Annotated in this window: 9 protein-coding genes; 3 read left to right on the forward strand and 6 right to left on the reverse strand. The window is 72.8% G+C overall.

The features are described 5' to 3' along the window. Window positions 1-97: 97 nt before the first annotated feature. Together HUN58_RS12070 and HUN58_RS12075 are read right to left on the reverse strand one after the other, a co-directional pair. Window positions 98-700 (reverse strand): TetR/AcrR family transcriptional regulator, encoded by a 603-nt coding sequence (locus HUN58_RS12070; protein WP_141862526.1) that lies wholly within the window; start codon window positions 698-700, stop codon window positions 98-100. 273 nt (window positions 701-973) lie between these two features. After that, the gene (locus HUN58_RS12075) at window positions 974-1,768 is read right to left on the reverse strand and encodes a trimeric intracellular cation channel family protein (protein ID WP_058743270.1); all 795 of its coding nucleotides are present in this window, start codon (window positions 1,766-1,768) and stop codon (window positions 974-976) included. Window positions 1,769-1,837: 69 nt separating this feature from the next. On the opposite strand from HUN58_RS12075, the gene efeU reads away from it, so the two are divergent. From efeU to HUN58_RS12090, 3 genes are read left to right on the forward strand one after another with little or no spacing between them, the layout of a single operon-like run. Beyond that, window positions 1,838-3,430: an iron uptake transporter permease EfeU gene (gene efeU / locus HUN58_RS12080; RefSeq protein ID WP_114850478.1), complete on the forward strand. Its 1,593-nt coding sequence runs from the start codon at window positions 1,838-1,840 to the stop codon at window positions 3,428-3,430. Continuing rightward, window positions 3,417-4,652, forward strand: a complete 1,236-nt coding sequence (gene efeO, locus HUN58_RS12085) for an iron uptake system protein EfeO (protein ID WP_180224807.1) — start codon at window positions 3,417-3,419, stop codon at window positions 4,650-4,652. Before efeU ends, efeO begins: the two co-directional genes overlap by 14 nt. Then, on the forward strand, window positions 4,649-5,929 hold the full coding sequence (locus HUN58_RS12090) for a Dyp-type peroxidase (protein ID WP_114850476.1): 1,281 nt from the start codon (window positions 4,649-4,651) through the stop codon (window positions 5,927-5,929). The genes efeO and HUN58_RS12090 overlap by 4 nt, the downstream gene beginning before the upstream one ends. A gap of 276 nt (window positions 5,930-6,205) precedes the next feature. Here HUN58_RS12090 and HUN58_RS12095 read toward each other — a convergent pair whose 3' ends face one another. The 4 genes from HUN58_RS12095 to HUN58_RS12110 form a co-directional block, all read right to left on the reverse strand. After that, window positions 6,206-8,530 (reverse strand): bifunctional UDP-sugar hydrolase/5'-nucleotidase, encoded by a 2,325-nt coding sequence (locus HUN58_RS12095; RefSeq protein WP_180224808.1) that lies wholly within the window; start codon window positions 8,528-8,530, stop codon window positions 6,206-6,208. Between the two features lie 105 nt (window positions 8,531-8,635). Beyond that, window positions 8,636-10,450, reverse strand: coding sequence for a thiamine pyrophosphate-requiring protein (locus HUN58_RS12100; RefSeq protein WP_114850474.1), 1,815 nt, complete (start codon window positions 10,448-10,450; stop codon window positions 8,636-8,638). A 34-nt stretch (window positions 10,451-10,484) separates the two neighbouring features. After that, window positions 10,485-11,399, reverse strand: a complete 915-nt coding sequence (locus HUN58_RS12105) for a sugar phosphate isomerase/epimerase (protein ID WP_217488524.1) — start codon at window positions 11,397-11,399, stop codon at window positions 10,485-10,487. Window positions 11,400-11,407: 8 nt separating this feature from the next. Further along, entirely contained in the window at window positions 11,408-12,577 is a 1,170-nt protein-coding gene (locus tag HUN58_RS12110; RefSeq protein ID WP_180224810.1) for a Gfo/Idh/MocA family protein, read from the reverse strand. Window positions 12,578-12,634: the final 57 nt, after the last annotated feature.

The raw sequence follows: 12,634 nt of genomic DNA on the forward strand, positions 1-12,634 counted from the left end.
CGCACAACGGGAAGCACGCCGCGCCGCCCGCCGCGCGCCGCCCGCCGCGCGGCCGGACGCCGCGCGCGCCGCGCCGCCCGCGCCGCCCGCCGGTGGTTCAGCGCGGGCGCACCACCGCGTCCACCACAGCCGCGATGACGTCGCCCGGGTCAACCCCGGGCAACGCCGGCGCGTCGAACACGATCCCCACGTTCGCCCCGACGAGCAGCGTCGCGAAGTCCTCGAGCCGCATCCCGGGCGAGACCTCCGGGTGCGCCCCGAACCACTCCTGCACGAGCTCGAGCACCCCGTCCTGGAGCGCCCGTCGCTGACGCACGAATTCGGGCAGGAACGCCTCGTGCCGCATCGCGTAGCCCCGGAACTCGGACAGCAGGGCGAACTGCGCGGTCTGGTCGTGCCGCCCGAACGCGGCGCGCAGGACGTCGCCGATGTCCTCCGCCGCCAGGTCCGGCCCGACGAGCTCCCGCAGGGACGCGAGCACCAGGTTCGTCTGGCGCTGCATGACCTCGGCGACCAGGTCCTGCTTCGACGCGAAGTTCGAGTAGACGGCCCCCTTGCTGAACCCGGCGCGGGCGGCGACGGTGTCGAGCCGGCTCCCGTGCAGTCCGGACTCGGCGAACTCCTGCGCGGCCGCGACGAGCAGGCGCTCCCGGACCTCGGCTCGCGGGGTCCTCGGTGTGGGGGCGTCGTCGTCGCGCATCTGGTCCTGGTCCCTGATCGTGGCGGTCCGGCACGACGTGCCGCGTACGGCGGGCGGACGTGCCGATCCCCGCACGGTGGTGCCGTGCGGTCCGTCGGAGCCTGCCGCGCCGCGCGTCGGTTCCCCGCGCGGCACGTGGCCGGCCCCGACCTCCTGTCGTCGACGGACGAACCGGCACGTTCGGGTCGTGTCGGTGCCTCGATCGGCGGGTGGTCGCCGGGGTCGATACCCGGCGGTACCGATGCTAGCGCCAGGGTCCGTCGTGGCCCAGTCTCAGTCGTCGGTGTGCGGTTCGTGGTCAGTCCGGACGCTGCCGGTGTCCGACCGGACGCTCCCGACGCCGGACCGTCGACCGGGTCGGCGGAGCAGGCGGACGGCGTCCGGGCGGAGTCGGCGGCCGCGCTGGAGCAGCGCGCCGAGGGTCGACTTCGGCTGCCAGTCGCGGCCGTTCGGCAGCCCCCAACCACGCTTGACGGCGCCGTAGCGCAGGCCGAGCGACAGCACGATGGCCGCGATGATCCCGATGGTGGGGGAGCCGAGGTACGACGCGACGACCATCACGGCCGAGGCGGCGACCGCGACCGTGGCGTAGAGCGCGTTGCCGCCGAAGACCGCGGGCACACGGCGGAGCAGCAGGTCGCGCATGGCCCCGCCCCCGACCGCGGTGATGGTCCCCATGATGATCGCGGCGGGCCAGCCGAGCCCGGCGTCGAAGGTCCGCTGCACCCCGACCACCGACCAGAACCCGATCACGGCGGCGTCCAGGACGGTGAACAGCCGGTCCCAGGTGAGCTCGGAGAACGACACGAAGAAGGCGATGAGCGCGCCGGCGATCGCGACCGGCACGTAGAGCGGGTCGACGAGCGCGACCGGGGGGCCGTTCTGCAGCAGGGTGTCGCGGAGCATGCCGCCGCCCAGGCCGGAGACGAACCCGACGACCAGGAACCCGAACAGGTCGAAGTCCATCGTCCGGGCGAGCGATCCACCGAGCAGCGCGGACGCGAGCACGCCGGCGAGGTCGAGCACGTTCGTGACCGACGCCAGGCCCTCGGGGGACAGCAGGTTCATGAGAACAATCAAACCCCACGTCGCGGAAGTGGCGGTGCGAGGGTGAGTTAGGTTAGCCTCACCTTCGCCATGATCGCCACCCTCGTCATCGGCCTCCGCGAAGGCCTCGAAGCGACGCTCATCGTCGGCATCATCGCCGCGTTCCTGCGTCGCAACCGCGCTCCGCTCACCCCGATGTGGATCGGCGTCGGCGCCGCGGTCGCCCTGAGCATCGCTGTCGGCTTCGGGCTGCAGCTCGTCGAGCAGGCCCTGCCGCAGGCCGAGCAGGAGGGCATGGAGACCGTCATCGGTGCCGTGGCGGTGGTGTTCGTCACGGGCATGATCGTGTGGATGCGGACCCACGCCCGCACGCTCTCGAAGGACCTCGTCGCCAGTGCGACCGCCGCCCTCGGCCGCGGCACCGCCTGGGCCCTGGCCGGCATGGCGTTCCTCGCGGTCCTCAAGGAGGGCTTCGAGACCTCGGTCTTCCTGCTCGCCACCTTCCAGGCGTCCGCGGACACCGGCTCCGCCGCCCTCGGCGCCGTGATCGGCATCGCCGTGGCCGTGCTCATCGGGTACGGGATCTACACCGGCGGCGTGAAGCTCGACCTCGGCCGCTTCTTCACGGGCACCGGCGTCTTCCTGGTCTTCGTCGCCGGTGGACTCGTCCTGACCGCCCTCCGCCACGCGCACGAGGCCGGCTGGCTCGTCATCGGTCAGCAGCGCACCGTCGACCTCGGCTGGCTCGCCCCGAACGGCTCGCTCCGCGGTGCGCTCGTCACGGGCGTGCTCGGCATCCCCGCCGACCCCCGGGTCGTCGAGGTCCTCGGCTGGGTCCTCTACGTCGTCCCGGTCCTCGCGATCTCGCTCTGGCCGCGCGTCTGGCGGCCGTCGCCGCAGCGCGTCCCGCGGGTGCGCGCCGTCCTCGCCGCCGCCTTCGCCGCGACGGCCGTCGTGCTCGCGGTCGCCGTCCCGTCCGGCAGCGGCGCGGACCTGCCCCGCACGGTCGCCGTGTCCGGCGACGCGCGCTCCGTCACGGCGTCCGTCGACGGGGACAGGGCGGTCCTGCGGGTGGCCGGCAGCGGCCGGGAGGCACAGATCACCCTGCCCGCGTCGGCCCACCGCCGCGTCGCCCGGGCGGGCACCACCGCCGACCAGTGGCAGGTCACCGAGGACGTCCCGTCCGCCGACCGACCGACCTCGCTGACCCTCGACCAGCTCGTGGGGCTGTTCGGTCGCGTCCCGGTCGGCGTCTCCCCGTCGACGAACCCCGGCCCGTTCGCGGCGGACTGGACCGTCCGTGACACGGTGACCCTGACGACCGTCGACGGCGGCGTCCTCGAGGCGACCCGCTCGGAACGCGACGTGCTCACGCTCCGCGGTGGGGGCCTCCCGGCCGCTCGGACGACCACGCTGGGACGCGACGTCTGGGCCGTCCCGACCGCCGACGCGGACCGTGCGGCGACCGCCGTCGCCGCCGCGCAGACGCGCGCCGCTGAGCTCCGACTCTGGAACGCCTGGCTGCCCCTCGTGCTGCTCGTCGCGGCGGCCGCCCAGGCCGCGCTCGCGGTCCGCGACCGGCGCCGCGTCTCCGTCCCCACGACCACCACCCCCGGAACCGACCCGTCGCGCGGACCGCCCGCCGACGTCCCTGCAAGGAGCCTCGACCATGCCGTTCGGTAGTGCCGCCCGCCCCCTGGCCGCCCGACCCCTGATCGCCCTCGGTGCCCTCGGCGCCGTCGCCGCCCTCACCCTGACCGCCTGCTCCGCCGGCACCCCCGCCGACGACGCGTCGTCCGGGTCGGGGAAGGTCTCCCGCGTCACCATCACCCTGACGAACGACGGCTCCGACGCCTGCGCCGTGTCGACCACGAAGGTCCCCGCAGGGCCCGTCACCTTCCGGGTGCAGAACGAGTCGTCGACCGCGATCACCGAGGTCGAACTGCTGCAGGACCAGCGGATCCTCGGCGAGAAGGAGAACCTCGCGCCCGGGCTCGCCCCGGTGACGTTCACCGCCACGCTGACCGGCGGCAGCTACCAGGTCTACTGCCCCGGTGCGACGAAGGAGCTCACCGCCTTCACCGTCACGGGGAAGGCGGCCTCGACCGCGAACAGCAGCGCCGCGACCCTGCTCGCCGACGGAGCGACCGGCTACGCGACTTACGTCGACGGCCAGGTCGACGACATGGTGAGCGCCGTGCAGCAGCTGCAGAAGGACGTCGACGCCGGCGACCTCGACGCCGCGAAGCGGGACTACGCCGCCGCCCGCCCGTTCTACGAGCACATCGAGAGCGACGTCGACGGGTTCGTCAAGCAGGGCTTCTCGGCCACGGACAACAAGGGCAACCTCGACTACCTGGTCGACATGCGCCAGTCGAACCTCGACGACGCCGTCGGCTGGAGCGGGTTCCACGCGGTCGAGAAGGACCTGTTCCAGGCCGGTGCGATCACCGCGACGACGAAGCAGACCGCGGCCGACCTGACGAGCAACGTGCAGCTCCTCGCGAAGCTCGTGCCGACGCTCGAGTACAAGCCCGAGGACCTCGCGAACGGCGCCGCCGGGCTCCTCGAGGAGGTCCAGTCGAACAAGATCACCGGGGAAGAGGAGGCGTACAGCCACATCGACCTCGTCGACCTGGCCGCGAACGTCGAGGGCGCCCGGCAGGCCTTCGCGTACCTCAAGCCCGGCCTGACCAAGGTCGACCCGGCCCTGACGAAGCAGATCGCCGCGCAGTTCGACGCGACGAACACGATGATGGACGGCTTCCGCGACGCGAACGCCCTCGGCGGGTTCAGCACGTGGGACGACGCCGCGAAGGCGAAGGACGCCAACCGCATCTCACAGCAGGTCCAGGCGCTCCAGGACCCGCTGTCCCGCCTGGCCGAGAAGGTCGCGACGGCGTGACCGCGTCCCGCTTCTCCCGTCGCGGACTGCTCGGCGCCGGGCTCGCCGCAGCCGGTGCCGGGGTCGGTGCGGTCGCCGGCGTCGCCGGGGCCACGGCCGCGACCGGCGTCGACCCCTTCGCGGCGGCCGCGAACGCCGACGAGTCGATCGACCTGTCGCAGCAGGTGCCGTTCTACGCGACGGCCGCGCGGCAGCCCCAGGGCGGGATCCGCACGACCCCGCAGCGGCACTGCGTGTTCATGGTGTTCGACCTCACCGCCTCGACCGCGACCGAGCTGCAGGTGCTCCTCGCCCGCTGGTCCGCGGCGATCGCGCAGCTGCAGGCCGGCCGGACGATCGGCAGCGTCGAGCCGGCCCACGGTGAGGGCGTCGGCGCGGACACCGGCGAGGCGCTCGACCTCGGCCCCGCGTCCCTGACCGTGACGGTGGGCCTCGGCCCCGGGGTCTTCGACGAGCGCTTCGGCCTCGCCGCGAAGCGTCCCGCGCACCTGGCGGCGATCCCGACCCTGCCGAGCGACGCGCTCGAGGACGGGCTGACCGGCGGCGACCTTTCGCTGCAGGCCTGCGCCGACGACCCGCAGGTGGCGTACCACGCCGTCCGCGACCTGGCCAGGATGGCGCGGGGCACCGCGACCGTGCGGTGGACGGTGATCGGCTTCGGCCGCGCGTCCGCGGGTCCCTCGCAGTCGACGCCGCGCAACTTGATGGGCTTCAAGGACGGCACGCGGAACGTCACCTCGGACCAGGAGTACGAGCGCTTCGTGTGGCTCGACTCCGACGCCGGGTGGATGGCCGGCGGCACCTACCAGGTGGTCCGGAAGATCCGGATGAACCTGGAGACGTGGGACGCCGACGTCGTCAGCGACCAGCAGCGGGTGTTCGGCCGCACCAAGGTCGAGGGTGCGCCGCTGTCCGGCGGCAGCGAGCACACCACGCCGGACTTCCACGCGGCCGCGCACGGCGCCGACGCGGACGGTGCGACGGCGATCGACCCGCGCTCGCACATCGCCCTCGCCGCGCACGAGGCCAACGGCGGCGTGAAGATCCTGCGCCGCGGGTACAACTACACGGACGGGCTGAACCAGTACGGCCAGCTCGACGCCGGGTTGCTCTTCGCGGCGTACATGACGGACCCCGACCACTTCACCCGGTTGCAGCGGAAGCTCGGCGCGTCCGACCGGCTGAACGAGTACGTGTCGCACATCGGGTCCGGGGTGTTCGCCGTGCCGCCGGCACCGCGGAAGGGCTCGTACATCGGGGAGCAGCTGTTCCGCTGAACCCCGGTGGTCGATGGTGGGTGCCCTCCGCCGTTTCCCTGGAGACGGAGAGCACCCGCGCCGCGGAGTCCGCGGACGGAACCACCGTCCGGCCCTGGGGGGCGACCCGGCGCGGCGCATCGCTGTGCGACAGGCTGAGCGTACCCCTCCTCGCGGTTGTTGCGCGGGCCGTAACGGAAGTCGGACGGGCCGCCGCCCCTCGTTCGCCGGACGGCGGACGGGCCGTCTCACCTGGGTGAGACGGCCCGTCCTCGGATCCAGCCGGGAGGCGCGGTGTCAGTCGGTCTCGACCGTCGCGCCGCGCAGGGCCCGGTTCCGACGCACGAGCACCATCGTCACCAGCCCGGCGAGGAGCAGGGCACCGGCCGCGATGCCCGCAGGCAGGAGCTCGGCGCCGGTCCAGGCGAGGGCGCCCGTGCCGGGGCGCTGCGCTCCGTCCGCGACGCCGTTGCCCGTGCCCGTTCCGTTGCCGCCGCCGATCGAGCCGCCGCCCGTGCCGGGTGCGCTCGGGTCACCGGTGCCCGGCGTGCCGGGGTCGGTGGGATCGGTCGGGTCGGTCGGGTCGACGGCGGCCTCGATCGGCACGGTCACCGCGAGGGTGATCGTCTGGCCGTTCGGCAGCGTCACGACGAGGGGCTCGTCGGTGGTCGCGGCGGGGGCGACCGCGCGGAGCGCCGTGCCCGTCGCCGCCGCACGGGCGGTCGGCTGGTCGCCGCCGACCCCGGGCACCGTGAAGGTCAGCGTGGCGCGTCCCTGCTCGTCGGTGGTGTCCACGACCGACGTGTCGATCGGCGACGAGGCCAGCTCCTGGCCGCCGGCGCTCACCGACACCGAACCTGCCTGGTCCGCCGCGTTGCTGAAGGTCAGCGACGACAGGTCGATCCGGACCTCGTCGCCGGGGCCGAAGCCGCCCTCGGGAGCGTCGCTGACACGGACGCCGACGGCGCGCTGGTCCTCCTGCACCGCGACCGACGGGTTCGCCTTGAAGTACTCGACCTGGGCTTCGAGGTCGACCATGCCGCTGTCCTGCTTGGCCGCGGCCTGCTTGAACGCGGCGAAGTTGTCGCCGCCGGTCGCCAGGAAGGAGTTCACGGTCACCTTGTACGTGCGGTCCGCGTCGACCGGAGCGCCGTCGAGGGTCATCGAGGTGATGCGGGACCCGGCGTCCGCGAGCGGGTCGTAGGTGTACGAGAACCCGGAGGACGTGCCGAGCTTGAGGAACGGACGGCTCGCGCTCGCGGGCTGCCACTGCTGCTCGAGCGCCTGGCGGACCTGGTCACCGGTGAGGTCGAGCACGACGAGCGTGTTCGCGAACGGCTGGACGACCGCTGCCTCCTTGTAGGTCACCGGGCCGGACGCGATGTCCGCACGGAGCCCGCCCGGGTTCATGAACGCGATCTGGGCGCCCTGGCGCTGCGTCTGCGAGCGCTGGACCTCGGCCACGAAGTTGCCGAGTGTGGACTCGCCGCCGCGGTTCTCGGAGCCGTTCGACTGCACGGCGCGCTTGAGGTCGCGGTCGACGGCACCGAGCTCGACGGCACCGAGCCGGTCCGCCTCGGCGACCGCGGTGTCCACCGTGGCCTGGACCGCGGCGTCCTTCGGGAAGGTGCTGCCGGCGAGCCGGATGTTCTCGTTCTTCGTCGGGGTCACGGTGCCGTCCGCGGCGACCGTGAGCTGCACGTGCCCGAGGTTGAACCCGTACGAGCCGGTCTGGATCACCGGACGGGGGACCGTGCCGCCCTTCGGGACCACCGAGTACGTGTAGGTCTGGTGCGTGTGCGCCGAGAGGATCGCGGACACCTTCGGGGTGACCCCGTAGACCGCGCGGGCGAAGTCGGACCCGCCGTCGGCGGTGACCGGCGTGGGGGACTCCGCACCGTCGTGCACGAGCAGCACGAGCACGTCGGCCTCGCCGTTGCCCTCGTCGCCGTCGGTGAGCTGCGTGGCGACCTTGTTCACCTCGGTGGTGATGTCGCCCATCTCGAGGCCCGCGATGCCGTCGGGGCTGACGAGCCCCTGCTCCACGAGGTCGACGGTCGCGCCGATGAAGCCGACGCGCTTGCCGCTGATCTCCTGGATCGCGTAGGGGTCGAACGCGGGCTTGCCGGTCGCCGAGTCGAGGATGTTCGCGGAGACGTAGTCCCACTTCGCGTTGCGGGCACCGTCGGCCCCGATCACGCGGTCTCGCAGGTCGGTCTGTCCACGGTCGAGCTCGTGGTTGCCGATCGCGCTCACCGTCAGGTCCATCTGGTTGAGCACGTCGATCGTCGGCTGGTCCTCCTGGATGAAGGACTCGAACGTCGATCCGCCGATGTTGTCACCGGAGCTGACGAAGGCGGAGGTCGACGGGTCGCTGCCACGGAGCTGTTCGAGCGCACCGGCGAGCACGGCGGCACCGGCGGCGTCGCCGTCGCGCGGCGGCGAGGAGAGCGACTGGGCGATGCGCCCGTGGAAGTCGTTCACGTTGTAGAGGTCGATCGTCGCGTCGCCCTCGGCGGCGAGGGCGGCGGACGGGACGGACAGCGCCACGAGGACGCCGGCGGTCGCGAGCGCCGCGCCGGCGGCGGCGCGACGCGTTCGGGTGTGGGAGGTGGTGTTCATCGGCGACGAACCTAGGAGAACCCACAGGGGACGCGCCAGGGGTTGCCGCGATGTGTCACGAGGTGTTCACATCGGCAACACGTGACGGACGTCCCCGCCCGGCGGTCAGTCCCGGCCGAACGCCCCCTTCACCCGCTCGACGGCCTCGGCCGCCATGGCCTTCGCCGAGTCCTTGACCACCCCGAGCTCGGCCGGGTCGCCCTTGAGCAGGCTCTTCGCGGTGTTGATCGCGTACTCCGCGGTGATGTGCGGCGGCAGGGGCGGCACGTTGCGGCTGACGTAGGCGTCGATGAGCGTGACGCCCGGGTTCGCGAACGCCCGTTCCACTGCCGCCTCGACCTCGTCGTCCCGGTGCACCGCGATGCCCGTGAAGCCGAGCAGCTGCGCGTACCCGGCGTAGTCCATGGTCTCGACGTCCTGCGAGCCGGACCACATCGGGTTGCCGTCCTCGGTGCGCATCTCCCACGAGACCTGGCCGAGGTCGTCGTTGTGCATGACGACGATGACGAGCTGCTGGTCCGGCCACTGCGCCATGTACTTCTTGACGGTGATGAGCTCGTTCATGCCGAGCATCTGGAACGCACCGTCGCCGATCGTGCAGACCGCCGGGGCGTCCGGGAAGGCGAACTTCGCGGTGACGGCGTACGGCATCGCCGCGAGCATCGTCGCGAGGCGTCCGGACATGTCGCCGTGCATGCCGCGGCGCAGGCGGATGTGGTGGCCGTACCAGTCCGCGGTGGTCCCGGCGTCGCAGGTGACGGTGACGCGTTCGGGCAGACGTTCGTTGACGGCGCGGATCACGCGGCGCGGGTTGACGCCGTCGTCGTAGTGCACCTCGGCCTGGCGGTCCATCTCCGCCTCCCACTCGCGCATCTCACCGGCGAGCTTGTCCTGCCATGCGGTGTCCTGCTTGTCGTGCAGGAGCGGGAGCACCGCCTCGAGCGTCGCGCCGACGTCGCCCCACAGGTTGAGCTCGGTCGGGTAGCGCAGCCCCATCTGCTCCGGCTTGATGTCCACCTGCACGCCGCGGGCCTGGCCGCTCGCCGGCAGGTACTCGCCGTACGGGTAGTTCGAGCCGAGGAGCACGATCGTGTCGCACTCCTTGATCTGCGTGAGGCTCGGGCGTGACCCCAGCAGGCCGACCTGCTGCGTGTGGTACGGCACGTCCGAGGGGACGACGTCCTTGCCCCGGAGGGCCGTGATGATCCCGGCGCCGGTCTTCTCGGCGGCGGCGAGCACCAGATCGGTCGCACCGCGGGCACCGGCACCGACGAGGAACGTGACGCGTTCACCGGCGTTCAGGACCTCGGCGAACCGGGCGATCTCGTCCTGCGGCGGGGTGATCCGGATCGACGGGGCGACGTCGCTCGACCGGGACACCCAGTGCTCGGCGGCGGGGGCCTCGTACGCCATGGCCTGGACGTCGTGGGGGAGGACCACCACGGCGGGCTGCTTGCGGAGCATCGCGGTGCGGAAGGCGGTGTCGACGACGACCCCGACCGCGTCCGGCGTCGCGACGGTCTCGACGTAGCAGGCGACGTCGGCGAACACGCGCTCGAGGTTCGACTCCTGCTGGGTGAACGACCCGATCGACGCCAGGCCCTGCTGGCCGACGATCGCGACGACGGGCTGGTTGTCCATCTGCGCGTCGTACAGGCCGTTGAGCAGGTGGAACGCCCCGGGGCTCGACGTCGCGACGCAGACGCCGACCTCGCCGGTGAACTTCGCGTGCGCGGTGGCCATGAGGGCCGCGATCTCCTCGTGCGTCGGGCGGACGTACTCGAGCGCCCGTTCGCTGCCGTCGGCCTTGCCGAGCGCACCGTCGAACGCGCCGATGCCGTCCCCGGGGTACCCGAACACGCGGGAGACCCCCCACGCCTTGATGCGGTCGATGACGAAGTCGCTCACGGTCTGGCCCATGCGCTCCACCGTGCTCGCCGCTTCCTGTACGCGCTCAGGACTCCCGTGCGATCAGGGGGCGCAGGGTGCGGTGCGCGATCCGGAGGCCCTCGAGCACCTTCTCGTCGGTGCCGCCCCACAGCGGGTCCTCGTGCTCGACGCTCAGCGTGCCGGTGAACCCCGCCTCGTACAGTCGGTCGACCACGTGCGGCCAGTCCACGACCCCGCGGCCCGGGACGCGGAAGCGCCACCAGCCCATGTCCCACGGGTCGTCGCCCTTGTCGACCTTCCCGAAGAACCCGTACTCGTCCCGCTTGCGGGGGAACAGCTCGACGTCCTTGGCCTGCGCGTGCACGATGTGCTCGGCGAACGGCAGGATCGTCTCGACCGGGTCGATGCCGATCCAGGTCAGGTGCGACGGGTCCCAGTTCAGGCCGAAGCCGAGTCCGGTGACCCAGTGCCAGAGCTCGGGGGAGTACGCGAGGTTGCCCGGGTACCCGTCGGGGTGCCAGCCCTCCATCACGCAGTTCTCGACGATCAGCCGGACGCCCCGCTCGCCGGCGTAGTCGACGAGCTCGGGGAGCACGCGGTCGCCGAGCGCCATGTTGTCCCGGACGGACAGCGTGTTGTCCCGACCGACGAACGTGCCGACGGACGGCACGCCGAGCATCGCAGCGGCGTCGACCGCGTGGAACAGGTGCTCCTTGACCGCGGCCCGGTGGTCGGTGTCGTGGTGCAGGTTGTTCTCGTAGTACGCCAGCGCCGAGATCTCGAGGCCGTACCGGTCGAGCACCTCCCGCGTCGCGGCGGCGTCGGACTCGGTGAACGTGGCGACGGGCAGGTGCGCCGCCTCGAAGTCGCGCGACCCGGTGTCCGGCCACACCGCGACCTCGAGCCGCTCGTAGCCCTGCTCGGCCGCGAACGCCGCGATCCGCTCGAGCGACCACCCGGGCAGGCATGCCGTGAGCATCCCGAGCTTCACCGGATCCCCCGCCACGACCCGTCGGCCGCGCTGCCGATGACCGCCTCGATGATCGACGCCGCACGGGCGCCGTCCGCGAACGTCGGCAGCCCGTCGGGCCACGCCGACCGGTCGCCCTCGCTGCGGACCGCCGCGTAGGTGTCGGCGACGAAGGCCCCGAACGCGTCGAGGTACCCCTGCGGGTGGCCGGCCGGCACGACCGCCAGCCTCCGTTGGTCCGGGAAGCCGAGCGACGGGTCGCGGACGACGACCTGGGCGCCCCGCTCGTTGCCGAACCACGCCGACTCGGGCTGCTCCTGGTCGAACGCCGCCGAGCCGAGGGTGCCGTCGACCTCGAACCACAGCCGGTTCTTGCGTCCGGCGGCGACCTGCGAGATGACGACGTTCCCGATGCGGCCGGAGGCGGTGCGGAAGGTCGCGACCGCGGTGTCCTCGGTGGTCACCTCGGCGCGCTGCCCGGCGTCCGCGACCGGGTCGGGGTCGGGGGAGCCGGAGAACGACGGACCCGAGGCCGACGGTCGGGTCGGGTAGACGATGTCGGTCGCGGCGGAGACGGACGCGAACGGCTCACCCGTGACGAACTCGACCAGGTCGCACCAGTGCGAACCGATGTCCGCGAAGGCCCGCGACACCCCGCCGGCCCCCGCGTCGACCCGCCACGACGAGGCGTCCTCGTCGAGCATCCAGTCCTGCAGGTAGTGCCCGTGCACGGCCAGCATCCGCCCGAGCTCGCCGGCCGCGATCCGACCGCGGATCTCCCGGACCACCGGGTGGTACCGGTACACGAACGGCACGGTGGCGACGACGCCCGCACGGTCCGCGGCGTCGACCAGCTCGGCGGCCTGCGCGGCACTGATCGCGAGTGGTTTCTCGCACACGACGTTGATCCCGGCGCGGATGACCGCGAGGGCCTGCGGGTGGTGCTGGTCGTTCGGCGTGCAGACGTGCACGACGTCGGGCGCGTCCGCGATCACGTCGTCGAGCGAGGCGTACCCGCGGGGGACGTCGAGCTGCGCGGCGACCTGCTCGGAGCGGGACGGCGTCCGGCCGAGTACCCCGACCACCTCGGCCCCGGCGGCACGCGCCGCCCGCGCGTGGACGCCGGCGATCATGCCGGTCCCGACCACGGCGACGCGGATGCGTCGCCCTCCGTACCCACTGCTCATGGTGCTCCCTCGCGCCGGACTGGGACCACCGTACCGACGCAGCCCGGCCACGCGCCG

It is taken from the genome of Curtobacterium sp. Csp1, assembly GCF_013347185.1.